Raw genomic sequence first — 26,130 nt, forward strand, 5'->3', positions numbered from 1 at the left:
AAGAGTAAAAAGTCCAGATATGTGCTGCTATTATTGATCAGTATATTTCTTAAGTCACTTTTGCACAAAAATAGCAAAGAATTATCGAAGATGCATCAGTTGGCTGTGAAAGAGTGGGAGCAATTTTAAAATCTCCTTCACTTAGGAGCATTCCTTTACAATCATCTTTCTGAAAATGTAGTTCGTGAAAAGTATCACTTTACTTAACAATATGAAAAACGAGTGCATAACGGAGCGTCGCTCCTATGCACTCATTCTATTCGTTTCTTTCACCTATTTCATCGCAATGGCTTCAATTTCCACCATGGCGCCCTTTGGCAGCGCGCCTACCTGAAATGCGGATCTGGAAGGATATGCGCCGTCTGCAAAGTATGCAGCATATACCTCGTTCATCTTTGCGAAGTTATCCATATCTGTTAGGAAGCAAGTCGTCTTGACGACTTTATCCATACCAGAACCGGCCGCTTCCAATATCGCTTTGATGTTTTCTAAAGACTGTTTTGTCTGCTCTTCGATGCCGCCCTCTACTAGTTGACCAGTGGCAGGGTCAAGAGGTACCTGGCCGGATGTAAAGATCAGGCCGTCTACAATATTTGCCTGTGCGTATGGTCCGATGGCAGCAGGCGCTTTTTCTGTTGCTACAATTTTTCTCATTTTCATATCTCCTTTATTTTTCTAAACCGTATTCAATAAACTTACGCAGCTCCGAGAGAGAAATCTTCTGCAATCTGCATTTTCCTATGGACTCGGGCACTACCATGGTAATCTTGTCTCCCGATATCTTCTTGTCCATCAGCGCATAATGATAAAGTTCATCCGCAGCATAAGTTACGGAAAGATCAAATCCCATTTCTGTCAGAATTTCTGTCAGAGAATCACTGATATCCACGTTGGTTAAATTTGATTTATATGCTGCCCTGGCTTCGACAACCATCCCCTTTGCCACGGCCTGGCCGTGAGAAATAGAAAAGGCACTGAGTTTTTCGATGCCGTGCCCCACGGTATGACCGAAGTTGAGCAGCTGCCTGAGACCGACGTCCCTTTCGTCAGCTTCGACGACCGACTTCTTTATAGAGACGCATCTTTCAATGACGTATTCATAGTCGTTATCTTTGATGCGATCTATCAAGGCACCCTCTGCGACGACAGCACTTTTGACGGCTTCTGCGATTCCGTCCATCAGTTTGACTGCCGGCAGGCTGTCAAATGTCTTGTAATCACAAAGCACCATAGCAGGCTGCCAGAAAGCACCGGCTAAGTTTTTGCCACAGAGTAGGTTAATTCCCGTTTTTCCGCCGACGGACGCGTCAATCGCCGACATATAGGTTGTTGGAATTTGCACATAGGGAATGCCGCGCATGTAGGTAGCAGCAGCAAAGCCTGCCATGTCACCGACAACGCCGCCACCGAGAGCAATAATTGCATCTGATCGGGTAAGGCCCTCGTCAGCCAGGGCCTCCAAGATATTAGAATAGGTGTTCAGATTTTTTGAATGTTCACCAGAAGGAAATACAATTTTGGAAGTTTGATATCCGTGCTCCATCAGTGAAGTCAAAAGCACCTGGGCGTAGATATTGTTGACAGTACTGTCAGTGATCACACAAAGTTTGCATGGAGGAATGCAGGTATTGATGTATACGCCCGCATCTTTAATCAAATCTTTTCCGATTATGATATCATAAGGTGTTGCTGTAGATACAACGAATTTTTTCATATTCTCTTGCTCCTAACATTAATTGGGCAAAGCCGTCTAAATCTACGGCTTGACGGCCGTCACACAGAGCGGACGGCGGATCATTGTGCACTTCTACCATGATACCGTCACAGCCTGCGGCGATGGCAGCGTGGGTAACTGGCGTAACGATGGAGGAGATTCCCGTTCCATGGCTGGGGTCTGCCACAACCGGCAGATGAGTCAGTTCTTTGAGAAGGGGAATCGCATTGATATCAAAAGTGTTGCGAGTCATCGGCTCAAAAGTGCGGATGCCCCTTTCACACAATATGACGTTTGGATTGCCATTAGTTAATATATATTCTGCGCTGTACAGCAGTTCTTCAATCGTATTTCCGCTTCCCCGTTTCAATAAAATCGGTTTGTTCAATTTCCCCAAAGCTTCAAGCAACGGATAGTTCTGCATATTCTTGGCCCCTACTTGGATCAGGTCAATATCATCAAAGAGGGGGATATCTGCGGCCTCCATGATTTCTGATACCACGGGAAGACCGGTTCGCTTGCCGGCTTCCAGCAGGTAGGAGAGACCTTCGGGACCTAGCCCGCGGAAAGTATAGGGAGAAGTTCTTGGCTTATATGCGCCGCCGCGCAGCAAATCAGCGCCAGAGACTTTGACCGCATCAGCAATGGTAAAAAGCTGTTCTTTTGATTCGACGGTACAGGGTCCGGCGATAGCAGCCAGACTTCCATCACCGAAGCAGACCTTGCCAACCTTTACAATCGTATCATGCGGATGTTTTTTTCGAGAAGCCAATAATTCCATAACAAAAAATTTCCTTCTATGTTATACTATACACTAGCGAATAATCAAATTGTAACATATTTTCCTGCAATTTGCAAAAATGTATACGGGGGTGGAAGAGATTAAAAAGTTTTTAGGGAGACTGTTATTTTTGATTATCTTTCTTGCAGTTTTAATGGGAATCGTAGGAATGATGATCAATAATCATGTGGTCAACGAGGAAAAGGACAAGATCGCTTATGCAATCAACGAAAATAAGGATTCCTTTTTAAACACAGAAATAAATAAAATGAAAGACTTTGGTGCAGACTGTATCATGATACTAGGCGCAGGCATCAAAGACGACGAGACGCCGACGCCGATGCTGAAAGATCGGCTGGATACGGGTATTATGCTGTACCAGGCAGGTGTCGCCTCAAAGATTCTCCTCACGGGGGATAATGGTTCCAAGGAACACAATGAGATACATGTCATGCTGAACTACGTGAAGGATGCAGGCGTACCGGAAGAAGATATTTTCTGCGATCATGCGGGATTTTCGACCTATGACTCTATGTACAGGGCGAAAAAAATCTTTCAGGTCAGCAATTTAATTGTCGTGACACAGACTTATCATCAGTACAGATCCTTATACATAGGAGAAAAGTTAGGTCTTCATGTGATGGGCATAGCATCAGATCAGATGAAGTATGCGGGACAACCTGCCCGAGAGGTGAGAGAAGTCCTCGCGAGGGTAAAGGATGTCTTCAAAGTTATGATCAAATCAAAATCTATTTTGGGTGGGGAAGTCATACCGATTAACGGCAGCGGCATTTCCAGCCACGGGGAGTAAAGGGAATGGGATACGAATTATATGAGCTGCTGCTCCTATTCTCCATCTATTCAATCATCGGATGGGGCATAGGAATCTGCAGTTCTGCACTGACAAAGGGAATCTATGAGAATCGCGGAATCTGCCGGGGGCCGTATTGCCCGTCTTATGGCATCGGGGCTCTTCTGATTCTGTTTTCGATGAATTATCTGACCATGTATCATGTGGTTTTTATGTCCTTTTTAGCAGGACTGGCAATCGGCACGATTTTAGAAATCCTGGTAATGAGCTGTGTCAATGGCCTTTGCGGCGGAAAGCTGATTTCATTCCGATGGTATCACCCGCTGCTATTTGGAGCTGGCGGTGTCATTTTGGTCTGCCATCTGAATACGCTGCTGACGGCAGTGATCAGGAGCATCTCGCCTTGGGTACACTTTGCTTTCTTAATTCTCTTCTGGCTGTTTTTTGTATCGCAATTCATCGAAGGGATCTCTAAGATGATGCGATTTAAAAAACGTAGCACAATTTCATAGAGCAGTGAATAAAATAATGGAGGGCCAGTGGCTCTCCATTTTGTTTTACATTCATATGAAATTGCGTTCTTATAATTTCCTATGAATGTAAAAGCAGGGTGCGCAGAGGGGAATTCCCTCGCCGTCCAAAGGAGGGTTCCGCCGGCAAAGCGGGCGCCGAAGGGAACTTAGGATTCTCTAGCAGAATGGCGTCAGCCATTTTTTGCGAGGTGAAGCAGATGATATATTTTGATAACGGCGCAACTTCTTTTCCAAAACCCAGAGGCATGAGTGCGGAAATGGAGGACTGCATACAGAACTATTGCGGAAATCCCGGCAGATCGGGACATTATATGTCCATGAAAACGGGAGAAAAAGTATACGAAGCGAGAAAAAGCATTGCTAAGGTTTTTAATATTAAGGATCCAGGACGGCTGACTTTTACAAAGAATACGACAGAAGCACTGAACGCCGGTCTTCTGGGATTTTTAAAAGAAGGAGATCATGTCGTCACCACATCTATGGAACACAACTCTGTGCTGCGCCCGCTCAAGCAGCTGGAAGATGCGGGAATCAGCCATACTATCGTAAAAGGCGATGAGGAAGGCTTTGTCTCTGCAGATGCCATTCGTGCTGCCATCACTGAGACGACAAGACTGATTGTAGTTACAGGTGCATCCAATGTGACAGGAACCATCATGCCGGTCGAGAAGATTGGCAGGCTTGCCGCACAATGCAATATTCCCTTTATGTTAGATGCAGCGCAATGCGGAGGCTGTATGCCCATCGATGTAGAAAAATGCAATATATCCATGTTGGCTTTTCCAGGTCACAAAGGCCTTCTGGGTCCTCTTGGAACAGGCGCCCTCTACGTAGCGCCGGATATTGAAATCAAACCTTTGATTTGCGGAGGTACCGGTACAGAATCCAGAAGCCGTGTGCAGCCTTGTGATTTTCCAGAAGGTTATGAGTCTGGCACTATCAATGCGCCGGGCATTATCGGGCTGGGATACAGTGCTAGATTCATCGAAAAGGTGGGTATCCAGACCATAGAGTTTTATGAAAGAGAGCTGATCAAGCGTTTTGACGATAGAATCAGAAATATGAACTTCGTCGATATGTATGGGCCTGTGCCAGCTGGCAAGACGGGCATCAGTCTGTTCAATATCAGAAATGTGGAATGTGAAGAGGTTACAGCACTGCTGAACAGAGATTACGGCATTGCAGTGCGGGGCGGATATCACTGTGCAGGTCTGGCACACAAGACCATTGGCACTTGGGAGACTGGCGCAGTGAGGCTCAGCGTCGGACCGTTTAACACCCGCAGGGAGATTGATAGAGCAGTAGATGCTGTATGGAAAATAGGTAAAAAGATGCAGTGATATCTAACCTGAATCATATTGACAGGAGACACCTTGGTCGCATATAATAATTAGCATGTGACAGGGTGTCATTTTGGTACCGCGATGCGCCCAAATTAGCTGAATGGAGTTGCCATTAACGGAGGAAATATGCCAAAGGAAACATTTTATAATCTGCCGGCAGATAAGAAAAAACGGATTCTCGATGCTGCCTCGGAGGAAATCGTACGCGTGCCGGCCAGCGAGATGTCTATCAACAAAATCATACAGAGAGCGGATATTTCCCGGGGAAGCTTTTATCAGTATTTTGACGACAAGCACGACCTGATTCAGTACATGCTTTCTGACTACATAAATGTCTTAAAAGACGGGATTAGAGATAGCCAGCAAGTCTGCAAGGGCGATATATTTGCAGCGGTCAGCCGTGTGTTGGACGGCGTGATCGTCCTCGGCAGAGACGAGCGAAATCAACAGGGCATGAAAAATATCATTGGAGAAGCGGACAAGAACGAATGCACTTTGGACTTTATCTTGAACCTTCAAAATGAAATTGTGGAGATTCTTGTGAAGGGAACAGATAGAACGCTGCTGAAAAACGATGAAGACAGTGAACTGATTTTATTAGCCCGACTGCTTTTCCTATTATTGAAGAATGCAGCGGCGGAATGCCTGCACGATATCAGTCATGCGGATAGAGTAAGAGCAGAATTTTTAGGTCAGCTGGAAATGATTAAGCGAGGAACAGAGAAAGGGAAAATCGATGTCTAAATTTAGTGTTAAGAAGCCGTTTACCGTATTTGTGGCAGTCGTTATCATCTTGGTTACAGGAATTGTGTCCTACACGAAGATGACACCGGATTTATTTCCGAATATCGACATGCCATATGTGATTGTTGTGACCCCATATGCCGGGGCGACACCAGAAAAAGTAGAAAATAACGTTACAAAGCCTCTGGAACAGAGGTTGGCGACGTTAACGGATATTAAGAACTTACAGTCTGTTTCCAATGCTAACTATTCCATGGTGATGCTGGAGTTTGAGGACAGCGTCAATATGGATACAGTATCCTCGGATATTTTGCAGAAGATTAATTTAGTAGAAGGGAATTGGGAGGATACTGTCGGCACGCCGACGATCATGAAGCTCAATCCCAATATGATTCCTGTCAGTGTTGCAGCAGTAGACTACAAGGGGAAAGACAGGGCTGAACTTTCTTCTTTTGTCAGCGATACTTTGATGAACCAATTGGAGGGCACGACTGGAGTTGCCAGTATCGATACCTCTGGCATTTTGGAAGAAAAAGTCAATGTGGTCATCAGCCAGGATAAGATAGATAGGATTAACAACAAGATTCTCGCCAGCGTCAACGGACAGCTTGCCAGTGCGCAAAGTGAGCTGGACGCTCAGAAGGGAAAAGTACAGCAGGGCAAAAGCCAGTTAGACGATCAACAGAAGAAAATTGACGATGGGAAGGCACAGCTAGAGAAGGCGAAAACCCAGCTGGAAGAGGGAAAACCCTTCCTTCCGGAGGAACAGTACAAGGAACAGGCAGAGAAGCTTGCCAAAACAGAGAAACAGTTATCTACTGCAGAGGGGAAAATTAAGACCGCTAAAACGGAGCTTTCTCAAGCAGAGGGACAACTGAAAACTGCACAGGCGCAGCTTGATTCACAGGCACAGACGGCCAGAGAGCAGGCTAAAATTGGAGACAAGATTACCACCGAAATGATTTCTGGAATTTTGCAGGGGCAGAATTTTTCCATGCCGGCAGGATATGTAGAAGAGGGCGGCACCAACTACCTTGTCAGCGTAGGTGACGATGTTTCTACAGAAGTACAGGCTAAGAACCTATTTCTCTTTGACTCAGGCGTGGACAGTGTCGGTAAGATTTATTTAAAGGACGTGGCAGATGTATTCATGAGTGACAATGCCGACAACCTCTACGCAAAGATCAATGGAGAAGATGGCGTCGTCCTGTCCTTTTCAAAACAATCAAACTACGCCACGGCAGAGGTCTGCGAAAACATACAGGACAAATTTGCAGAGCTCAGCAAAGAACATGACGGACTGCGCTTTACGAGTCTGATGGATCAGGGTGATTATATAAAATTAGTCGTTAACTCCATTATCAGCAGCTTATTGTGGGGGGCTCTGTTTGCAATTTTGATTTTGTTCCTCTTCCTCAGAGGCATCAAACCGACAATCATTACTCTGTGCAGCATTCCAATCAGTATTATCTTTGCTATATTACTGATGTATTTCTCGGGTATCAGCATAAACCTGATTTCTATGTCGGGCTTGGCCGTATCTGTCGGAATGCTGGTCGATAACTCGGTAGTCGTAATTGAAAACACGGTCAGACTGCGCAGGCAGGGGGTACCGGCACCGAAAGCGGCAGTAGCAGGTGCGAAACAGGTAGGTGCGGCGATTACAGCCTCTACATTGACGACAATCTGCGTATTTGTACCGATTATATTTACTGACGGATTGACGAGACAGCTGTTCAGCGATATGGCGCTGACCGTAGCGTATACATTAATTGCTAGTCTGATTATCGCGCTGACTCTTGTACCGGCGATGTCGTCAAAGCTGCTGGCAAATACCAAAGAGACAGAAGGAAAGTATTACCTGGCAGTATTGAAAAAGTATGAGCAGTCAATCAGATATGTATTGAAACATAAGGCACCGGTTTTGGTACTGGCCGTGATCCTTTTGGTTGGCAGTGTATATTTTAGCTTGCAGCGCGGTTTCATCTTCATGCCGGAGATGAGTTCGCCGCAGATTCAGGCGACAATGGAAATGCCAAAGGGAAGCAGTCTGGAGGAGACAAAAGAAACAGCTGATACAGCCATTAAAAAAATGGAAGGTATCAAGGATGTGGACACCGTAGGCGCTATTTTATCCACAGGCGGCATGATGGGCGGCGGCACCTCACAGGCCTCTGTTTCCTTCTATATCATGCTGAAAGAAGAGATGGAGCATACGAGTACCTGGGTAGCTGACAAAATCAATGATGCATGTAAAGATCTAAAAGGGGTCGTGACGGCGTCAGGATCTTCTACGGGAGACTTTACTACAGCACTCGGAGGAGCCGGCGTCTCCATCAATGTATACAGCGCCGACCTTGATCATCTGCAAAAGGCAGCAAAGGGCATCAGTGCTGAGCTTGCAAAGGTGAAAGGCATCGACGAAGTAGAGAGCGGTATTCAGGAGTCCGATAAGGAATATCACTTTGTTGTAAAAAAGACTGCCGCTATGAAGAGAGGACTGACAGTTGCTCAGGTCTATACGGCGATTGTAGATGCGATGACTTATGAGGATAAGGCAACGACGGTGACGTGGCAGGACAACGATTATGACGTGATGGTATCTTCTGAGCAGAAGGAAGCGCTGACTCCAAAGGAGATGAAAAACCTTACTTTGACCGTAAAAGATGCGGACGGGAAAGAGCAAAGAATCAAACTGAACGATATCGCAAAGCTGGAGGAAAAAGAAACCCTGAAATCCATCGGCCGCGACAATCAGAGCAGATATCTCAACGTGACAGGCACTTTAAAAGAAGGTTACAATGTAACAAAGGTGACATCAGCGGCGGAGAAGGCGATTGACCAATATGAATTGCCAAAAGGTACAACTATAGAATTTACAGGTGAAAATGAGACAATCATGGATGCCATGGGAGACTTGGTCCTGATGTTGATTTTGGGCATCGTTTTCGTCTACTTGATTATGGTAGCTCAATTCCAGTCGCTGAAATCACCATTTATCATCATGTTCACCATACCGCTGGCATTTACCGGCGGACTGCTGGCCCTTCTGATTACGGGTAAAGAAATCAGCGTCATTGCCATGATTGGTATGGTCATGCTGACGGGTATTATCGTTAACAACGGTATCGTTTTGGTCGACTATATCAATCAGCTCAGAGCCGCAGGATCTGCCAAGAAAGATGCGATCATAGAGGCAGGGATGACCAGAATGAGACCGATTTTGATGACGTCTCTGACCACCATACTCGGTCTGATTGTCATGGCTTTCGGCAATTCGTCCGGCACAGATATGATGCAGCCAGTAGCGTTAGTCTGCATCGGCGGATTAATTTATGCAACTTTATTAACGCTCTATATTGTTCCGATCATTTATGATATAATGAACGGCGAGGAGTATAAACACCTTTCAGATGAAGATCTGGATATCAGTAATATTTAATTTGGAGGTCATAGAGAGTGAAATTATTTGACAACAAAGTTCAAGAAAGGAAGTATAATGTCCTTCGTGAAGTTGCCATTCAGACATGGCGGGGCAACGACGTTTTTGCAGAGTTTAACGAAATTTCCAGCAAGGTCATTCCAAAGGATGAACCGCCGCAGAGATGCTGTATCTATAAAGATAGAGCAGTCATCGCTGAACGAATCAGATTGGCCATCGGAGGAAGTAGAAAAGCCAGCGGTGTCGTACAGGTCATCGATATCGCCTGTGACGAATGTCCAGAGGCAGGATATGTTGTGACAGATCTTTGCCGAGGCTGTCTGGCTCACGGCTGCATTGACGCCTGCAAATTAGGGGCGATTACAATCGATTCAAAACATCATGCGCATATCGATAAGAATAAGTGCGTTGACTGCGGCAGATGTGCGACAGCCTGCAAATACAGCGCGATACATAATTTCCAAAGACCGTGCGAGAACGCCTGCAAAGTCAAGGCGATTTCCATGGGACCTGGCGGCGAGGCAATGATCGATTACGACAAATGTATCAGCTGCGGTACCTGTGTGTACCACTGTCCTTTTGGTGCGACTGTTGACGTATCCAGTATCGTAGACGTCATCAATTCTCTGAAGGAGAGTACGCGTAAAGACGCGAATAATCCGACAATTGCCATTGTAGCGCCATCCATCGCCAGTCAGTTTCTCTACGCCAACCTGGGACAGGTCATCACTGGCATTAAGAAGCTGGGATTTGCACAGGTTCTCGAGGTAGCGCTGGGTGCAGATATGGTAGCGACAAAAGAAGCGCAGGAGCTGGTAGAAAAGGGATTTTTGACATCTTCCTGCTGTCCTGCATTCGTAAAATACATTGAGACTAAGTACCCAGGTCTGAAGGAAAAGATTTCTCATAACTTTTCACCGATGGTAGAATTGGCTAAATTCGTCAAAGAAGGCCATCCTGAGGCAAAAATCGTATTTATCGGACCTTGCATTGCGAAGAAGGCAGAAGTTAGAAAGCCGGAAGTGCGCAAGTATATCGATTATGCGATTACCTTTGAAGAACTGCAGGCCCTCTTTGACAGCAGAGATATTCTTCTGCGTGAACAGGAAGAGACGGAATGGAACCAGGCGTCCTATTATGGAAGAATTTTTGCCAAATCAGGCGGACTTGCCGAGGCAGTGACCCAGGCGCTGAAAGAACTGGACATTCACGATTTCGAATTCAACCCGATTGTCTGCGACGGTATCGACAAGTGCAAGCAGGCGTTAGCCAGAGCAGATAAGGGCGTGCTGCCGAATAATTTTATTGAGGGCATGGCCTGTGTTGGCGGTTGTGTTGGCGGATCTGGAAATCTGGTTCGTTATGATGATGCTGCAGAAGAAATCGAAGAGCATAGTGAAGAGGCTACGGCAACGGAAATTCTGCCAAACGTGAAAAAGACGATTAATATCCTATAGGTCAGAGGAGGATTGTTTTAGATTCATCCTTGCATGCAATATACAAGGCATACCCAGCTTGGGTGTGCCTTGTTTTTCAGAATCGCAGGTGGGTTAAATGTCTATTGGAATATTACATATTATTGGAATTATCATGACAATCGCCTTAATTATCGGCGTTGGCATTTACTCTGGTACCAAGGTGAGCGGTGACAGTGATTTTTCTACTGGAGGACAAAGTGCAGGACCCTGGATTGTGTGCGGTACAATTATGGGAGCTTTAGTCAGCGGTCAGGCGACCATCGGCACTGCACAGCTAGCATATCTCTACGGCCTTTCTGCTTGGTGGTTTACCCTTGGATCAGGCATCGGGTGTGCAATTTTAGCATGGGGGTATGCAAAGCCGATGCGCCAGTCGGGTGCTACGACTTTGATGGAAGTTATCGCCAAGGAATATGGGCCGCGGGCGGAAGGACTGGGATCTGTACTCAGTTCTATCGGAATTATCATCAGCATCATATCACAAGTGGTTTCAGCCTGTGCATTGATAACTACCTTGTTTGATGTAGACAAGTGGCTTGCAATCACAATCGCTGCTGTTCTGATGATTATTTATGTGATTTTTGGCGGCGTCTGGGGTGCTGGCATGGGCGGCATCGTAAAACTTCTACTTCTCTATGGGGTTTCCATCATTGGACTATTTCTTGTACTGATGATGACGAAAGGAACCAGCGGTCTACTGGAACTTCTGGACCATACGTTATTGAAAACAGAGATTGCAAGTCTCTATGATATAACGAATAAAGGCGATGTGAGTCAGCAGTATATGAACTTGACTGCCCGCGGCATATCAAAGGATGTCGGTTCTGGAATTTCATTGGTCTTGGGCGTGCTGTCTACACAGACTTATGCGCAGGCCATCTGGTCGGCTAAAACAGATGACAAAGCCCGTAAAGGTTCTCTGCTGGCAGCCTTTCTCATTCCGCCCATCGGCATCGCCTGCATCGCAATTGGACTGTTTATGCGAGGTCATTGTATCACGGCAGAAGAGATGGCACAGCTGACGGAGATGGGAAAAGTTATTCCGCAGGATTTGATCCAATTGGACTCTACGGCACAGGTCTTTCCAGCATTTATCGTTCATTACATGCCGAAACTGATTGGTGGCGTCGCATTGGGCACACTTTTGATAACCATTGTTGGGGGAGGAGCAGGGTTGTCTTTAGGCGTTTCGGTAATTTTGGTAGAAGATATCTTAGCTAAACTGTCTGATAAGATAAATGATGAAAAAAATAAACTGATTGTGACGAGGGTCGTAATCATCGTAGTCCTTTTTGCAGCGGCACTGATCGGTGGTATGGCTTCGGATGCAATTATCAACGATATGGGATTTCTCTCCATGGGGCTGCGAGGTGCAGTCGTTGTATTGCCGTTCAGCTGCGCATTATTCCTGAAGGGCAGAATCAAAAGGGAGGCTGTTATCGCCTCTATGGTCGGCGGACCAGTTGCTGTCATTGCGGGGAACCTGATCAATCTGCCCTTTGATCCGCTGTTTCTTGGAATTGCAGTCAATATGATATGCTGTCTGGCAGGATATAGAAGAAGATAGCCCCGCTGACAGGCGAACTGTGTAACGGGGCGGGGAAACGAGCAGTGCAGTTATGCAGAATCGACGAAGTCTAGGATGAATACATTTCACACCCAGCGTGCCATGACTCCGGCAAAGACTACCGACACGATAGAGACGGATACCATGCCAGCGATAATCATCTTTGGCATGATGTTCTGCAGAAGAATTTCCTTTTCTTTATCTGTTTCACCGACGGCTTTAGCAACTTCGTTCGGTACGATAAATGTGCCGGGAAAGCCGAAGAGAGCCGTGACGCCAAGGGCAAAGGACATATACCAGCTGAGTTTGAAGACTTTGCCGATCAGGATTGAAGCGAGGGCGCAGCAGGTAAGACCGGTGACGGCTACAATGAACAGAGGCTTCATCATGGACAGCACTAGTGAAGGCGTTGTGTTTGCCAGGCTGGCGAATACATTGACCAGGACGGCTCCGATGACAAAGGTAAAGCCATTGGCTTTTGTCAAGGAACCTTCCTCAAGGAAGCCGATTTCCCGTGCGATGACTCCCAAAATCAGACAGATTACCAGCATATTGACACTGCCGTCTGTGAGATTTGACAGCCATTGGGCAAGACAGGCGACCACAGCCAGTTTGGCGATGACAAAGTTATCCCCGTTATAATCTGCGGGCATCGGCGGAAAGATTCTCCAGGTCGGTCTGTTTTCTGTAGTATCCAACGGTTTGTTCAAGACCAGTGTTCCAGAGGCAATCTGCCCCTTGAGGCGTAAAGCTTCTTTCTTGCAAAGGATGGAAGCGATGGGAAACCCAACGACTCCCTGAATGACCAGAACGAGGGAACCAAAAACAATGATATGCTCTCCAGCGTTTCCCAGAGCTTCTGACATGACAAGAAAGGCAACCACGCCGCCGCCAAGAATTGGTGCGCCGATTAATGCCATATATTGATCGATGATAAGTCCTCCGATAAAATACACGCCTAAACAGATAGCGACGGTAGAACAGAGGACGATAATGACAGTTTTCCATTCTTTTATCAAGTCGCGCATCTTAATCGTCGTTCCCATATGTACCAGAAGCAGCCCCACAGTTACACTTGCAAACAATTTTAAAGATGAATCGTCAAAGATGGAGGCTGGTAATCCATTCCAAAAACCGATGGCGAAGACCACAGAAGCGACAAATAACATAGAAATAATTGCTTTGGTCTTTGTGGCGATGATGTCGCCAATTGCGTAGACAATCATGATAATCGTCAAAGCGTATAATCCGTTCATAATAATTCCTTTCCAGATTGATTCTCTTAATAATCTGCGCTGTGTTTCTCCAGCCATTTGACAGCACAGAAGGCGTATAAGGCGCTGCCGTAAGGCAGAGCGTTTTCATCTAGACGAGCACTTGGATTGTGCATGGAGGCTTCGTACCCATCTTCCATGCTGCCCGCACAGATGTTGGCAAAGAAAGTCGGCACATATTCACACAGGTTGGCAAAGTCCTCTGATCCCTTCACCGGAGGAATCACCTGAACCTTTTTCATAATCTGGCTGCAGTAGCCTGCCATTTCTTCTGCCAGATCAGGATCGTTCATATTTGGGGCGACACCGGCCAAAAACTCCACTTTTGCAATTGTGTGCCAGCATGCAGCGACAGAATTCGAAATTTCTGAGAGCCGTCGCTTTAGGTATTCTCTATTTTCTCTTGTGAATGCTCTGAAGTTTCCCATGATTTCTGCTTCTTCTGGTACAATATTTGAAGCAGTGCCTGATGTCAATTTTCCAATAGACAGGATAACTGGTTCATCGCAGGGAATTTCCAGGGAAATCAGCTGCTGGAGAGCAACCACCAAATTGGCTGATGCGCTGGCAGCGGATACACCCAGGTAAGGGCTACTGCCGTGGGCGGCTTTACCTTTGAGCGTAATGCGGAACTCGTCGGCAGAAGGCATCATTTTATGCGTGCTGTAGGCGAGGCTGCCCGCATGCATATCGTAATTGCCGCAGGGGCCGAAGTTCATATGAAGCGCCATAGCAGCATCCACCTTTGGTCGCTCCAGAATGCCGGCATCCAACATTTTTCGGGAACCAAGCAGCGTTTCCTCTCCCGCTTGAAACATCAATTTTACCGTGCCATGTAACTGATCAGAGCGTTTCTGCAGCAGAGCGGCAGCGGCAAGGAGCATGGCCGTATGGGCGTCGTGGCCGCAGGAGTGACAAGCGCCGGTAGTACAGGCAAAATCAAGACCTGAGGATTCCTTCTGGGGCAGAGCGTCCATGTCTGCTCGGAGCAAGATAACCGGTTTACCGCTGCCGATGGTACAGGTAATTCCTTCACCGAGCAGGATGGGGTTATAGCCGAGTGTCTTGAGCTGCTTCGTGACGAAAGCTCTTGTCTTTGGCAGATCAAAACCTGTCTCAGCATTTTCGTGGATGTAACGGCGATTTTGAATGATCGTGTCTTTCATGGCAACGGCCTCTTGTAAGAATAAATTCATTCTTTTCACCACCTTTCTGATTAAATTTTCTGAATTTATTGTACGTGATGAATTGCCAATTGGGAAATAATTAGATATAATACGATTATTAGAACAACTAATAAGCAAAAAAGGAGAGACAGACCCGTGGAAATCAGACAATTATATTACGTGCTGGAAGTGGCGAAGTTCAACAGTTTTTCAAAGGCGGCAAATGCACAGTTTATCACGCAGCCAGCCATATCGCAGCAGATTAATGCGTTGGAGGAGGAACTGCAGGTCAGACTATTCAAGCGGGATACTCACAGCGTGGCTTTGACGAAAGAAGGCGAAAAATTCTGCACTTATGCAAAAGACGTGGTGGAATCTATAGACAGATTAATGTCAGCGTTTAACCAGAGTACGACCAAAGACAAGACCGTAATTAAAGTGGGGATATTTCCATTTTATAAGGCGGCGGGTCTGACACCGGTAATCAATTCTTTTTTTGCTGCGAACCACAACGTAATCGGCAGCATTAAAGTAGAAGAAAATTACAGGGCATATGAAAAACTAGAGACAGGGGAGTTGGACTTTGTCATCATCAAATCCCGTTTGGAAAATATCCAGAAATCCTGGGTGAAATATGAAACGTTGCTAAATGAAAACTTGAATGTTTTGATCAGCAGAAAGAACCCTTACGCAAAGAAAGAGGTGATAGAGTTGTCAGAATTGGGCAGTTTGTCTCTATTGACCGGAGACCAGGACTCTCACTTTTATAGTGAGATGAAAGAACTATATGAAAGAAATAATATTGAATTTAACGTGGCATTCCTCAACACAGGGGAAGTGGATATGATGCTGGACATGGTAAAAGAGGATATCGGTATCAGCCTGGTGACCGACAGCGTAGGAAAAGTCTATGAAAATGAGGAAATCGCTGCAATTCCTATCGAACCAAAGCAGGAGATGTTGACCTATCTGGCCTATCCGAGAAAACGACGACTGACAGGCGCTTATCTGGCTTTTAAAAACCATGTGATAGATGCGTATAGAAAGTAAAGAAGTCAAGTTGCGATATCGGGCGGCGGGGTGACGTCATAATCTAGCGACAAATTGCGTATAGCTTTTTCATAGGACTCCACGCCTGTGACGATACAGTATCCCGTAACTGATCTCTATCCTTGATTTTGAGCAACTATTACTTTTTATACACTGTTTCAGTTTCTTGATATATGGTATAATGACCCTGCGATTTTTCACGAAATGAGGTAACAATGGACAACTACGATGCAAAAGCAATTGAATTATTGATGGACAGTATGAATCAGGGTATCGTATACGTCGATGCTGCGCAGAAAATTCAGATCTGCAACAGAAAGGCCAAGGAAATAACGGGAATCGTCATTGATGCCCATGTGAGCCACGAAGCGGGACAGATTGCAGAGGGAGATATCGTCATCATCGCAGATAATAAACTGGGGGAAGACGACGGCAATTTGGGCAGAGAAGAACTGGCGCTGCTGAATATCAATGATATGGATATCCGCGACGGAGATATGCTGGTGGCAGTGGGTGTATATAAGAATAAAAAGATTGAACCGGAATTCAAATATCTCAGAGAACACCAGTTGAACGTTCCACTGCATCTGGACGTCAATTATTTTGGCTTTCATATTGCAGCATCCATTGATACTGAAAAAAAAGAAACTTCGATTGTCGTTAACGACCTCAGCTATAAGATGAATTATTACTCTTCTGTCGGAAATGTAGTGATTATCGATGGAACGACGGGAGACATTAAGTTTTTCCAAGCTAAAGGATATAGTATCAGAAATGAGGATGCAGGAAATCTTCTGCGTGGACAGAAGTATTATGGCAAGGATCCGGAGGATACTGATCTGGACGTGACAGGCCGGCGTTTTTTGGACCTCTTCGACCAATCCACATTGTCAGAACGCCTTTTTGCCGTCCTGGCGGGTCAGGAGGAGCAAATACGCAATCACCTATATGAAATCAACAAAAGGCCATTTATCTGCAACATTGTTCCTTGGCGCAAGGCAGAGAGCAATCACATAGAGGGCGTGTTTCTATTGATTCAAGATGCAGAGCATTTGGAAAATCTGTTAGACGATAGAAATGAGATTATCAAGCAGATTGAGGCTAAGAATGAGGATAAGACCGAAACGGAGCTGTCTTATCCAGAAAATGCTTTTGAAGGTTTCGTAGGGAAAAGCCACAAGGCAAGAGAAGTAAAATACATGGCCTATAAAGCCTCCAAAAACAGATTTAATGTCATCATCACTGGAGAAAGCGGCACAGGAAAATCTAAACTGGCGAGAGAAATTCATATGATGGGGAATCCTGAGTCACCCTTTGTGGAGGTTAACTGCAATGCCATTGCACCGACCCTTTTTGAAAGCGAGCTCTTTGGGTACGTGGGAGGAGCCTTTACAGGTGCGAAAACAGAAGGTAAGCTTGGCTTCTTTGAGGCGGCGAACCGGGGCACCATTTTTCTGGATGAAATCGGAGAAATCCCTCTCGACATTCAAGTAAAGCTGCTCCACGTACTACAGAACAAGATTATCTACCGCGTCGGCTCGTCAAAACCGATTAAAGTAGATGTGAGAGTCATTGCAGCCACCAATACAAATCTCGAAGAGGAGGTGGCAATGGGACATTTTAGACAGGATCTCTTTTATCGCATCAACGTATTTCCCATCGACATTCCGCCAATCAGAGAACGAAAGGCGGATCTGTATCTGCTGATTAACCAGATTTTGAAGAAAGCCTGCGATACTTATGGCCTGGAGCCGAAACAGTTTTCTGGCGAAGCCCTCCAGAAGCTGATTTCTTATAATTGGCCGGGGAACGTAAGGGAATTAGAGAATGCAATAGAGAGAGCGATTACCCTCTGTGAGTCTAACATCATTTATTCAGAACATCTGCGTATCGGCAAAGGAGCGATTCCGACGACTATGAAAGAGATGCTGGCCAAAGAAGAAGAGCGAATTCTGGAGATGACCATGATCAAATATAACGGTGACAAACAGAAAGCCATGGACGAACTGGATATGTCTCGAACTGTATTCTACGATAAACTGAAAAAGTACAACATCAAATATTAAAAAAGGCGGAGGAAAGAGTATGAAAATATTTATTTCGGCGGATTTAGAAGGCGTCAATGGCGTTGTTGCCCCAGAAGACGTGGAGGAAGTCGGCGGCGGTTATCAGCAGGCCAGAGTTTTTATGACGGAAGAGGTCAACGCAGTCGTCAGCGGTGCTTTTGCCGGCGGCGCAACGGAAGTAATCGTCTGCGATTCTCACAATGTATCGGCAAATATCAAAGTAGAGCAGCTGGACGACAGAGCACAGCTGGTGCGCGGAGATACCAGAGCCAATTCCATGGTTCATGGCCTCGATGAGAGTTTTGACGGTCTGATTCTCCTGGGATATCACGCAAAATTCGGTACGCAGAACGCCATTTTAGATCATACCTTCAGCCCCTCTATGATTCGTGATTTGAGGGTCAACGGCATGAGTGTAGGCGAACTGGGTTTTAACGCTTTGTTTGCGGCGGAAAAAGAGGTTCCACTGATTATGGCTACAGGCGACCAGGCCCTGGAGAAAGAGGCAAAAGACTTTTATCAGGACGTGGAGACGGTGGTCGTAAAATATGCAGAAGGAAGGTTTTGTGCCAGATGTCTGCCGAGGATTAAGACGCAGGATCTGCTGGTAGAAGCAGCAGAGAAGGCAGTGAGACAGGCAAAAGAAAAAAAGCCTGTGGCTGTGCCGAGTTCTCCTGAAATGGAAATTACCTTTCAGCAGGTTAATTTAGCCGATGGGGCAATGAGAGTACCTGGCATCAGGCGGGTCGACGCCATGACGGTAGCTGTCGCGGCGGCGAATATGGAGGAGTTGATGGCAGTGAGACAGGCCGTATTTAATTCCGCAGCAGGCTTTTATAATCCTTTATTCTAAAGTTACTTTCTTTGAAATGTATTTTCTTGGCGGTCGGGCTGGAAGGCGAGCGATGATATCGTTCTTATTGGTTCCTGCCAGTTTGGCCGCTTTGTCTATGGTCATAGAACCATCTTCTCCGCCCCCGTATATGATGGCCTCCATGCCTACGGTCACATTTGGAACTTCGGTCACATCAGCCATGCACTGATCCATGCAGATAACACCGATAAGCGGGGCTTTGACACCGTTTATGATTACATATCCTTTGTCACGCAGGTTGCGGGGATAGCCGTCAGCATAACCGAATGGCAGCGTGGCGACGATACTGTCTCGTGGCGCTTTCCAAAGATAGTCGTAGCCAACGCCTTGTCCCTTTGGAACGGCGTGCAGTTCCGAAATGGCAGTGCGGAATGTCAAAACCTGCTGTACTGGCAGGAAGCCGATGTGGAATCCATGCATTCCGTAAATCAGAGCACCGGGTCTGACCATGTTCATTCGATAGCGTGGATAGTCTACCGTGGCAATGCTGTCTGCGATGTGTTTATACTTAAAGTGGCATCCACGGGATTCCAGTCTTTCAATAAAATCACAGAAAAGCCGGTACTGCTTCTCGTTTTCCTCTTCGTTTACGAGCGCAAGGTGGCTGAAAATTCCTTCTGCCTCTACGTTTGCAACAGCGCAGATTTTGCAGACTTCATCGGCAAAGGACGCAGAAGGGCTTTTTCCCAGTCGGTGGAAGCCGGTATCCACTTTGATATGGACCCGGGCAGTCTTGTTCAGCACTTTTGCCAGAGAACCCAGAAGCTGAGCCTGCTCTAGGGAAAATATCGTCTGGGTGATATTTTTTTCGACAACGTAGTGCAGCAGCCTGTCGGGGGTATGACCCAGAATAAAGAGAGGGTAGCTTGGAAAAACTGCTCTCAGCTCCAAGGCTTCTGTCAGAGTGGCCACTGCCAGATACCTGACACCGCACTGCATTAAGGCAGGGGCGATAGAGACGGCGCCGTGGCCGTAGCCGTTGGCCTTGACCACGGCCATTACTGCAATTTCCTCTCCTACGATGTTATTAATCAGCCGCATGTTTTCTTCAATTTTATCTAAATCCACGATAATCTGTGTGTCTCTCAAATCTTCTCTTTCTACCATTGTCTGCTTTCCTCCTTTAAGACTGTTAAAACAGCGAGAACTTCTGTCAAAATGCCCGTTTTGATGCATGCCTCATCCGGGTTAAATCGATTGTTGTGAATGGGATAGGCGTTTTTTTCTCCTGGCCTGCGGGCACCGATGTTATAGTAAAGCCCCCTGGTGCCGTGGCAGAAGTAAGCAAAGTCGTCAGCTCCCAGACTGGGTTTTGTGCAAAGAAGCACGTGATCTTTGCCTAAGACTTCCTCACAGACAGGTTTGATCCACGCCAGCAGCTGGTCGTCGTTTTCCAGCGAAGGGTAGCTGTCATGAAATTCTACGCTGCAGGACGCCCCGTAGGCGCGGGCGGTAGATTTGCAGATTTCTTCTATCTGTTCTTTGATAAAACTGCGGTTATCCATGTTCAGTGTGCGGATAATGCCAGAAAACTTACTTTCACCAGAAATGATGTTATTCTTCGTCCCGCTGTGAAATTGTCCTACCGTGATTAAAGCGGCTTCTGCCGGGTCAATTTTTCTGGTAATGATAGACTGAAGGGAGCTGATCATGGTACAGGAAGCAAGCAGGGAGTCGATGCCCTCCGAGGGATGGGCGCCGTGGCAGGATTTCCCTGTAACTGTAACATAAAATTCACAGGAAGCTGCATTCATAGCGCCGGGGATAAATTGAACGCACCCTGCGTCAACGGCGGTGTCTACGTGAAGGCCGATTACACTGGAAACGTGGGGGTTTTCTAGGCAGCCTGCACCAATCATCTGCTCTGCACCACCGATCGTTTCTTCAGAGGGCTGGAATAGCAGTTGGACGGAACCGGATAAATCCTCTTTCATCTCGTTTAAAATGCGGGCAGTGCCTAAGAGAATGGCTGTATGGATATCATGTCCGCAGCCATGCATGACGCCTGGTTCCTTAGACTTAAACGGTACGTCCGTCATTTCGGTCAGTGGCAGAGCGTCCATATCTGCCCGAAGACCTACGCCGTGGGATTTATCTTTCCCATAGATTGTTGCACAGATGCCGTGGCCTGCAATATTGCTTTGATAAGGAATTTCAAGTCTTGCCAGTTCATTTTGAATGAGCTGGCTGGTGTTCACCTCATGCTCGCTGAGTTCAGGATGCATGTGAAGCTGCCTGCGTAAAGTGACAATTTGTGCAAAGATATCATCCACTTTTGCCTGTAATTCTTGTATGTCGTATATCATGATTGACCTCCCTCTGGTTGATTTGATTTCATGAATATATTATAATGCAATTACTGTGCCGATTTTACTATATTTTGGCATAATAATTGCTTTTATATAATTATATAGAACAGGTGGCGGCAGCATTGCGTTGCTTTAGACTTGAGGAGGACGAGAATATGAGAATTATTGATATGCATTGTGATACCCTGATTGAGGGGTGGAGGCATCCAGAGCGAAGTTTCTTTGATGGGGAAACTTCTATCAATCTGAAACTGCTGAAGGAAAACGATTCCATGGCGCAGTTCTTTGCCATGTACCTGTCAAGACAAGAGATGGAGACGATGGATCCCTATGATATTTTGAAGGGAATTTACAGGTATTATACGAAACAGATAGAGACCTATCCAGATATCATCAGACCGGCATTCAGTGCCAGGGACATTAGAAGAAACCGAGACGCAGGGCTTTTGTCTGCCGTTCTGACCGTAGAGGACGGCGTGTTCATCGACGGAAAGATGGAAAGGGTTGAAGAGGTCTATGACATGGGCGTCAGGCTGCTGACTTTGATGTGGGGTTATGAGAATTCCGTCGGTTACCCTTGCAGTGACGATCCTGAAATCCATCAAAAGGGTCTCAAAGCCTTTGGCATTGAGGTGGTGGAACGGATGAATGAATTGGGCATGATCGTCGATGTATCTCATATGTCCGAGGGAGGCTTCTATGACGTGGCAAAATACAGCAAGAAACCTTTTGTTGCATCTCATTCCTGCGCAAGAGCGCTCTGCAACAACAAAAGAAATTTGACCGATGAGCAGCTACGGACCCTCGGAAACTGCGGTGGAATGGTCGGCATCAACTTTGAATGCTCTTTTCTGAGGGAGGGTTCGGAACATGCGACCATAGAGCAGATTATCGGTCATTTGCTCCATATGAGAGATAAAGCAGGAATTGAGGCAATCGGCTTCGGGTCTGATTTTGACGGCATTGACGATAACGGCGAGCTAGTCAATTACAGCGGTTTTGGCAGGCTGCTGGCAGAAATGGAGAAGAAGTTCAGTGATGACGAAATTGAGAAAATCTGCAGCCTCAATGCTTTGAGAGTCATCAAAGACGTAGTCGGAGAATAAATTGAGTTTTTAGAAAATTTGTTATATACTAGACTTAACGGGAACAAAGGAAAAGAGGTGAATCAGGATGGGAAAGGATCCATTGAAAGCCATCGGTGATTATCTGGAGAAATACGGTGCATACAAAGCGTCTAGTAAAGAAGCGGTTGCGGATTATGTGGCTAAGGAAAATCGTCGGCAAAGACGAGAGGGTCTGATTGAGCAAGAGCAGAAAGGCACTATAAACTTAAACGCTGTTCCTGTAGCAAAGCTGAAAACATGGCACAGGGTTCTGCTGGCAGCCGGTATCCTGATTGTCGCAGGTGCAGTTTTCTTTTGTGTAAAACTGGCTGTCTGATTTTGGGACAGAACAGAAGAAAGGATTGTAAGTATGGATACGATTATTAGAATTGCAGGCGTCCTCATCGTTATTCTGTCTTTTCTATTCATCATGAAAAATCCGAAGCAGAGCCTTATGGACACCTTGATGGCAAAAAGAAGAACGACGGAACAGGAAAAGGATGAACCCGATCAAGAATAAGCACATAGAAAAAGCCCTGGCGGTATTGAGACCTACAGGGCTGTTTTTTATGACAGTGGAAATAGGAATCTTTGATTCCGTCATTTCCACATTTTTTAGTGGTTTTGAAATAATACGATGACCACGGTAATAGGGGTTGCACAGCTCATGAAGAGGATGACAGCAAGAAAACCGTAGGCGATTGTGACAAATTTCCACTTGTTGCTGTAGCCTGGAAGAACTTTGAATTTTTTTACGACCCGAATGTCTTCTTTCGCTTTCAGCATCTTATAGAACTTGTCGATTTGCACGGCTTCTATAATCCCATCTCGGAAAAACGGCAGAAAGAAAATCGGTTTTTCTGTCTTTGGGTCCGCATTCTGCGCAGAGAAGAATTTTATGCCGAAGGTATCTAATACCGCTAATTTTGCATCTGCCAGCTCCAGTTTTTTTTCTGTGCGCAGAAGTGTGTTATGATAAATCAGATGCTCTTCATCGTAGGTACTGAAACAGAACTTATGCCCTCTGAAAAAAAGAATGACGATTATAAATAAAACGGCATATAGAAGGAGGGTCAGTGGGATATTGGTACTTTCATAATATCCGTCAATTCTAAAGAAAATGATTTCCATCATAATGAGGAAACGAAGAAAGAAATAGAGGAAGCAGACGAGGAAAAAAATCTGTTTTGCCAGGTTGGTATAGTGATATTGTATCTTATTCATAAAATGTTCTCCTTTTATAAAATAACTGCACATATACTATTAAAGCAAGAAATATGCCTTTCTACAATAGGGATTTTACGAGAAATTATAACGGTTAAATCCGAAAATCAGGATTATATGTCCTGAAAATCGGACAAAAATGATAAAAAAGAGATGGCATTTCCCAGGATTCATCAAATTCAGTCACATTTTAAATTGGCATAAATATTGCTCTATCATAGGTCATCTTAATGAATTTACAATTTTTTGACTATTTGTAGAAAGGAGGATGGCATTCCGCTTCATATCGGCGGAAGTAAGATTTGACGCAATTATATAGGCGAAAATATTTTAAGGAGGACACGATATATGATGAATTATATTTGGGTGGCACTGGTTGTCATCGCAGTAATTGCCGGCGGCGTTACTGGCAATATGCAGGGCATTTTAGACAATTTGTTTGAATTTGCAGAAACCGCAGTAACCCTGGCAATAGGCCTAATCGGTATCATGGCATTTTTCTGCGGGCTAATGAAAGTTATGGAAAAGGCAGGGCTCTGTGAAAAGCTGGGGAAGGCGATTTCACCGGTTATGAGACTGCTGTTCCCAGGAGTACCAAAGGATCATCCGGCAAACTCCGCTATGGCGCTGTACTTTGCCGCCAATATTCTGGGAATCGGTAACGCTGCAACGCCTTTTGGTATTAAAGCGATGCAGGAATTGCAGACCTTGAACAAGACAAAAAACATCGCCACAGACGCCCAGGTCATGCTGTTGGCAGTAGCGACAACTTCCATTACGCTGATACCTGTAACTGCGATTGGACTGCGTGCTAGTGTACAGACTGCAGGGGCTGCTGAAATTATTGCACCAGTTATCATCGCAACAACGATTTCTACAGTTACTGGAATCTTCTTCACCATTGTATTTGGCAAGCTGAAGCGATTTAAGTACGATGTAATCATTGAAAAGGAAATTGCGGCAGGAACTTTGGAAATTAACGAGGACTACATCGGAGACGACCCGATCGTACTGCCAGAGAATTACAAATCCGTTAACGCTGAAGAAGAAAAAGTCGCATGGTAAGGAGGTAAGGTCATGACAGCAGTATTAGAAACAATATCCGTATGGGCCATACCAGTGGTCGTAGCTGCAGTTTGTCTTTATGCAATCTGCAAGAAAGTCCCTGTCTATGCCGTATTCACTGAGGGCGCAAAAGAAGGGTTTTCCACGGCAATCATGATCATCCCTTATCTGGTAGCCATGCTTTGCGCAATCGGCATGTTCAGAGCGTCAGGCGCTATGGACTGGTTGTGCAGCCTGTTAGAACCAGTAACAAATTTGATCAACATGCCGGCCGAGGTACTGCCGATGGGCATCATGAGATCCTTCTCCGGCGGTGGGGCTGAGGGTATGATGGCTGAGTTACTGAAAACTTATGGCACACAGTCACAGATCGGCAGAATCGCATCTGTTGCACTGGGATCCACAGAAACCACATTCTATATCGTAGCAGTATATTATGGAGCAGTCGGCATCACCAACGCAAGACAGTCTGTCGCAGCAGGTCTGCTCGGCGACTTAGCTTCACTGATTGCAGCGACTGTCATTGTAAACGTCATGTGGTTCTAAAGGATAGGAAGACTAGAAATGAAATATCCAAACAAATTAAAAAAAGGCGATACTATTGGCCTGATCTGTCCCTGCTCTGCGATTAGTCACGAGCGCATCGGACAGTGTATCAAAGCGATGGAAGACCAGGGATACATAGTGAAAACAGCGGATAACCTGGATACGAACTATGCCGGCTATATGGCTGACAGCGGAAAAGTGCGGGGAGAATGGATCAACAAAATGTTTGCAGATCCGGAAGTAAAGGCTATCTTCTGCATCAGAGGCGGTGACGGCGGCAGCCGCGCGATGGAATATCTGGATTATGAGTTGATTAAAAACAATCCAAAGGTCTTTGTCGGCTACAGCGATGTGACCAGCATGCATCTTGCAATCACGCAGAACTGCGGCTTTGTCACCTTCCACGGCCCCATGGTATCTTCTAATATCGTAGACGATTTTGATGATGAGACGAGGGAATCCCTGTATCAGGCAATTAACGCTGAGGGCACATACCAATTCAAGAATCCTCAGGGTTATGCGCTGCAGGTGCTCCAGGAGGGGAAGGCCTGCGGTAAGCTGATTGGCGGAAATCTATCTCTGCTGTCTGCGAGCATCGGGACGCCCTATGAAGTGGATACGAAGGGGAATATCCTATTCATTGAAGAAGTCTATGAACAGATGAGCAAAATAGAAAAGTGGACGTATCACTTGAGAAATTCTGGCAAACTTAGAGAATGCAGCGGCATTATTTTGGGGCAGTTTACCCATTGTGAGAACAGGGAATGCCCAGAATATGACGTGATAAGATGTCTGACGGATATTTTAGAGGGTCTGGATATTCCAGTGATGTATAACATCCAGTCCGGACATGGAAATCCGATGATGACTCTGCCCATGGGTGCGGTTTGCTCCATGGACACTACTGCAAAAGAAATTACTTTTGAGGTAGAGAGATAAAGAAAACTACAGGGCGGCGAACACGATTTGCCGCCCAATGAGAACGAAAACAAGCGGCCCTTCGGGCATCAAAATAAATTCATGCAAAAGATGAACAA

24 protein-coding genes are annotated in these 26,130 nt (G+C 45.8%); 16 read left to right on the plus strand and 8 right to left on the minus strand.

The features are described 5' to 3' along the window. Nucleotides 1–273 precede the first annotated feature (273 nt). From ACMQ5W_RS08005 to aroF, 3 genes are read right to left on the minus strand one after another with little or no spacing between them, the layout of a single operon-like run. Nucleotides 274–654 carry a RidA family protein gene (locus ACMQ5W_RS08005; protein ID WP_148490397.1) on the minus strand — a complete coding sequence of 127 codons (381 nt, stop codon included), beginning with the start codon at nucleotides 652–654 and terminating at the stop codon, nucleotides 274–276. 13 nt (nucleotides 655–667) lie between these two features. Next, a complete protein-coding gene (gene aroB / locus ACMQ5W_RS08010) occupies nucleotides 668–1,714 on the minus strand; it encodes a 3-dehydroquinate synthase (RefSeq protein ID WP_419024712.1) in 1,047 nt (348 codons plus the stop codon). Further along, nucleotides 1,677–2,495: a 3-deoxy-7-phosphoheptulonate synthase gene (aroF, locus tag ACMQ5W_RS08015; protein WP_148490395.1), complete on the minus strand. Its 819-nt coding sequence runs from the start codon at nucleotides 2,493–2,495 to the stop codon at nucleotides 1,677–1,679. The genes aroB and aroF overlap by 38 nt, the downstream gene beginning before the upstream one ends. Before the next feature lie 130 nt (nucleotides 2,496–2,625). Between aroF and ACMQ5W_RS08020 the strand changes: the two genes are divergently transcribed. The 7 genes from ACMQ5W_RS08020 to ACMQ5W_RS08050 all read left to right on the plus strand — a co-directional run bounded on the left by ACMQ5W_RS08020 (nucleotide 2,626) and on the right by ACMQ5W_RS08050 (nucleotide 12,413). Further along, the gene (locus ACMQ5W_RS08020) at nucleotides 2,626–3,306 is read left to right on the plus strand and encodes a SanA/YdcF family protein (RefSeq protein WP_419024713.1); all 681 of its coding nucleotides are present in this window, start codon (nucleotides 2,626–2,628) and stop codon (nucleotides 3,304–3,306) included. Between the two features lie 5 nt (nucleotides 3,307–3,311). Then, nucleotides 3,312–3,818, plus strand: a complete 507-nt coding sequence (locus tag ACMQ5W_RS08025) for a putative ABC transporter permease (protein ID WP_419024714.1) — start codon at nucleotides 3,312–3,314, stop codon at nucleotides 3,816–3,818. A gap of 218 nt (nucleotides 3,819–4,036) precedes the next feature. After that, nucleotides 4,037–5,179, plus strand: a complete 1,143-nt coding sequence (locus ACMQ5W_RS08030) for an aminotransferase class V-fold PLP-dependent enzyme (RefSeq protein WP_419024715.1) — start codon at nucleotides 4,037–4,039, stop codon at nucleotides 5,177–5,179. A gap of 129 nt (nucleotides 5,180–5,308) precedes the next feature. Next, nucleotides 5,309–5,926, plus strand: coding sequence for a TetR/AcrR family transcriptional regulator (locus tag ACMQ5W_RS08035; protein ID WP_419024716.1), 618 nt, complete (start codon nucleotides 5,309–5,311; stop codon nucleotides 5,924–5,926). Next, the gene (locus ACMQ5W_RS08040; protein WP_419024717.1) at nucleotides 5,919–9,368 is read left to right on the plus strand and encodes an efflux RND transporter permease subunit; all 3,450 of its coding nucleotides are present in this window, start codon (nucleotides 5,919–5,921) and stop codon (nucleotides 9,366–9,368) included. Before ACMQ5W_RS08035 ends, ACMQ5W_RS08040 begins: the two co-directional genes overlap by 8 nt. Nucleotides 9,369–9,385: 17 nt before the next feature. Further along, entirely contained in the window at nucleotides 9,386–10,825 is a 1,440-nt protein-coding gene (locus ACMQ5W_RS08045) for a monomeric [FeFe] hydrogenase (protein ID WP_148490389.1), read from the plus strand. 97 nt (nucleotides 10,826–10,922) lie between these two features. Next, nucleotides 10,923–12,413 (plus strand): sodium:solute symporter family protein, encoded by a 1,491-nt coding sequence (locus tag ACMQ5W_RS08050; protein ID WP_419024718.1) that lies wholly within the window; start codon nucleotides 10,923–10,925, stop codon nucleotides 12,411–12,413. An 86-nt stretch (nucleotides 12,414–12,499) separates the two neighbouring features. Here ACMQ5W_RS08050 and ACMQ5W_RS08055 read toward each other — a convergent pair whose 3' ends face one another. Further along, the gene (locus tag ACMQ5W_RS08055) at nucleotides 12,500–13,669 is read right to left on the minus strand and encodes a hypothetical protein (RefSeq protein ID WP_419024719.1); all 1,170 of its coding nucleotides are present in this window, start codon (nucleotides 13,667–13,669) and stop codon (nucleotides 12,500–12,502) included. Nucleotides 13,670–13,695: 26 nt separating this feature from the next. Beyond that, entirely contained in the window at nucleotides 13,696–14,883 is a 1,188-nt protein-coding gene (locus tag ACMQ5W_RS08060) for a M20 metallopeptidase family protein (RefSeq protein ID WP_419024720.1), read from the minus strand. A 126-nt stretch (nucleotides 14,884–15,009) separates the two neighbouring features. Here ACMQ5W_RS08060 and ACMQ5W_RS08065 point away from each other — a divergent pair, with 126 nt between their 5' ends. From ACMQ5W_RS08065 to ACMQ5W_RS08075, 3 genes are all read left to right on the plus strand, one after another. Beyond that, nucleotides 15,010–15,903 carry a LysR family transcriptional regulator gene (locus ACMQ5W_RS08065; protein WP_419024721.1) on the plus strand — a complete coding sequence of 298 codons (894 nt, stop codon included), beginning with the start codon at nucleotides 15,010–15,012 and terminating at the stop codon, nucleotides 15,901–15,903. Between the two features lie 215 nt (nucleotides 15,904–16,118). Then, nucleotides 16,119–17,969 (plus strand): sigma-54 interaction domain-containing protein, encoded by a 1,851-nt coding sequence (locus ACMQ5W_RS08070; RefSeq protein ID WP_419024722.1) that lies wholly within the window; start codon nucleotides 16,119–16,121, stop codon nucleotides 17,967–17,969. 19 nt (nucleotides 17,970–17,988) lie between these two features. Then, nucleotides 17,989–18,822, plus strand: a complete 834-nt coding sequence (locus ACMQ5W_RS08075; protein ID WP_419024723.1) for a M55 family metallopeptidase — start codon at nucleotides 17,989–17,991, stop codon at nucleotides 18,820–18,822. Here the strand turns inward: ACMQ5W_RS08075 and alr are convergent. Continuing rightward, complete coding sequence (alr, locus tag ACMQ5W_RS08080) at nucleotides 18,814–19,950, minus strand: alanine racemase (RefSeq protein ID WP_419024724.1); 1,137 nt, start codon at nucleotides 19,948–19,950, stop codon at nucleotides 18,814–18,816. The genes ACMQ5W_RS08075 and alr overlap by 9 nt on opposite strands. Beyond that, entirely contained in the window at nucleotides 19,944–21,149 is a 1,206-nt protein-coding gene (locus ACMQ5W_RS08085) for a M20 metallopeptidase family protein (protein ID WP_419024725.1), read from the minus strand. Before ACMQ5W_RS08085 ends, alr begins: the two co-directional genes overlap by 7 nt. 158 nt (nucleotides 21,150–21,307) lie before the next feature. Between ACMQ5W_RS08085 and ACMQ5W_RS08090 the strand changes: the two genes are divergently transcribed. From ACMQ5W_RS08090 to ACMQ5W_RS08100, 3 genes are all read left to right on the plus strand, one after another. Further along, entirely contained in the window at nucleotides 21,308–22,258 is a 951-nt protein-coding gene (locus ACMQ5W_RS08090; protein WP_419024726.1) for a dipeptidase, read from the plus strand. Between the two features lie 67 nt (nucleotides 22,259–22,325). Next, nucleotides 22,326–22,595, plus strand: coding sequence for a hypothetical protein (locus ACMQ5W_RS08095; RefSeq protein ID WP_419024727.1), 270 nt, complete (start codon nucleotides 22,326–22,328; stop codon nucleotides 22,593–22,595). A 33-nt stretch (nucleotides 22,596–22,628) separates the two neighbouring features. Then, nucleotides 22,629–22,778, plus strand: coding sequence for a hypothetical protein (locus ACMQ5W_RS08100; protein ID WP_419024728.1), 150 nt, complete (start codon nucleotides 22,629–22,631; stop codon nucleotides 22,776–22,778). 95 nt (nucleotides 22,779–22,873) lie between these two features. On the opposite strand, the gene ACMQ5W_RS08105 is transcribed toward ACMQ5W_RS08100, so the two are convergent. Then, nucleotides 22,874–23,482: a hypothetical protein gene (locus tag ACMQ5W_RS08105; RefSeq protein WP_419024729.1), complete on the minus strand. Its 609-nt coding sequence runs from the start codon at nucleotides 23,480–23,482 to the stop codon at nucleotides 22,874–22,876. 348 nt (nucleotides 23,483–23,830) lie between these two features. Here ACMQ5W_RS08105 and ACMQ5W_RS08110 point away from each other — a divergent pair, with 348 nt between their 5' ends. Genes ACMQ5W_RS08110 through ACMQ5W_RS08120 form a run of 3 tightly spaced genes read left to right on the plus strand, consistent with a single transcriptional unit; the run spans nucleotide 23,831 to nucleotide 26,032 of the window. Then, the gene (locus tag ACMQ5W_RS08110; RefSeq protein ID WP_419024730.1) at nucleotides 23,831–24,547 is read left to right on the plus strand and encodes a nucleoside recognition domain-containing protein; all 717 of its coding nucleotides are present in this window, start codon (nucleotides 23,831–23,833) and stop codon (nucleotides 24,545–24,547) included. A gap of 12 nt (nucleotides 24,548–24,559) precedes the next feature. Next, complete coding sequence (locus ACMQ5W_RS08115) at nucleotides 24,560–25,093, plus strand: spore maturation protein (protein ID WP_419024731.1); 534 nt, start codon at nucleotides 24,560–24,562, stop codon at nucleotides 25,091–25,093. A gap of 18 nt (nucleotides 25,094–25,111) precedes the next feature. Next, nucleotides 25,112–26,032 (plus strand): S66 peptidase family protein, encoded by a 921-nt coding sequence (locus ACMQ5W_RS08120; RefSeq protein WP_419024732.1) that lies wholly within the window; start codon nucleotides 25,112–25,114, stop codon nucleotides 26,030–26,032. Nucleotides 26,033–26,130 lie beyond the last annotated feature (98 nt).

Source organism: Emergencia sp., assembly GCF_048465375.1.
GTDB lineage: Bacteria > Bacillota > Clostridia > Peptostreptococcales > Anaerovoracaceae > Senimuribacter.

Excerpts from the sequence above, each read along its gene's own strand:
- ACMQ5W_RS08005 (WP_148490397.1), bottom strand. The coding sequence starts at position 654 with ATGAGAAAAATTGTAGCAACAGAAAAAGCGCCTGCTGCCATCGGACCA.
- aroB (WP_419024712.1), bottom strand. The coding sequence starts at position 1,714 with ATGAAAAAATTCGTTGTATCTACAGCAACACCTTATGATATCATAATC.
- aroF (WP_148490395.1), bottom strand. The coding sequence starts at position 2,495 with ATGGAATTATTGGCTTCTCGAAAAAAACATCCGCATGATACGATTGTA.
- ACMQ5W_RS08025 (WP_419024714.1), top strand. The coding sequence starts at position 3,312 with ATGGGATACGAATTATATGAGCTGCTGCTCCTATTCTCCATCTATTCA.
- ACMQ5W_RS08030 (WP_419024715.1), top strand. The coding sequence starts at position 4,037 with ATGATATATTTTGATAACGGCGCAACTTCTTTTCCAAAACCCAGAGGC.
- ACMQ5W_RS08035 (WP_419024716.1), top strand. The coding sequence starts at position 5,309 with ATGCCAAAGGAAACATTTTATAATCTGCCGGCAGATAAGAAAAAACGG.
- ACMQ5W_RS08040 (WP_419024717.1), top strand. The coding sequence starts at position 5,919 with ATGTCTAAATTTAGTGTTAAGAAGCCGTTTACCGTATTTGTGGCAGTC.
- ACMQ5W_RS08050 (WP_419024718.1), top strand. The coding sequence starts at position 10,923 with ATGTCTATTGGAATATTACATATTATTGGAATTATCATGACAATCGCC.
- ACMQ5W_RS08055 (WP_419024719.1), bottom strand. The coding sequence starts at position 13,669 with ATGAACGGATTATACGCTTTGACGATTATCATGATTGTCTACGCAATT.
- ACMQ5W_RS08060 (WP_419024720.1), bottom strand. The coding sequence starts at position 14,883 with ATGAATTTATTCTTACAAGAGGCCGTTGCCATGAAAGACACGATCATT.
- ACMQ5W_RS08070 (WP_419024722.1), top strand. The coding sequence starts at position 16,119 with ATGGACAACTACGATGCAAAAGCAATTGAATTATTGATGGACAGTATG.
- ACMQ5W_RS08075 (WP_419024723.1), top strand. The coding sequence starts at position 17,989 with ATGAAAATATTTATTTCGGCGGATTTAGAAGGCGTCAATGGCGTTGTT.
- alr (WP_419024724.1), bottom strand. The coding sequence starts at position 19,950 with ATGGTAGAAAGAGAAGATTTGAGAGACACACAGATTATCGTGGATTTA.
- ACMQ5W_RS08085 (WP_419024725.1), bottom strand. The coding sequence starts at position 21,149 with ATGATATACGACATACAAGAATTACAGGCAAAAGTGGATGATATCTTT.
- ACMQ5W_RS08090 (WP_419024726.1), top strand. The coding sequence starts at position 21,308 with ATGAGAATTATTGATATGCATTGTGATACCCTGATTGAGGGGTGGAGG.
- ACMQ5W_RS08095 (WP_419024727.1), top strand. The coding sequence starts at position 22,326 with ATGGGAAAGGATCCATTGAAAGCCATCGGTGATTATCTGGAGAAATAC.
- ACMQ5W_RS08100 (WP_419024728.1), top strand. The coding sequence starts at position 22,629 with ATGGATACGATTATTAGAATTGCAGGCGTCCTCATCGTTATTCTGTCT.
- ACMQ5W_RS08105 (WP_419024729.1), bottom strand. The coding sequence starts at position 23,482 with ATGAATAAGATACAATATCACTATACCAACCTGGCAAAACAGATTTTT.
- ACMQ5W_RS08110 (WP_419024730.1), top strand. The coding sequence starts at position 23,831 with ATGATGAATTATATTTGGGTGGCACTGGTTGTCATCGCAGTAATTGCC.
- ACMQ5W_RS08115 (WP_419024731.1), top strand. The coding sequence starts at position 24,560 with ATGACAGCAGTATTAGAAACAATATCCGTATGGGCCATACCAGTGGTC.
- ACMQ5W_RS08120 (WP_419024732.1), top strand. The coding sequence starts at position 25,112 with ATGAAATATCCAAACAAATTAAAAAAAGGCGATACTATTGGCCTGATC.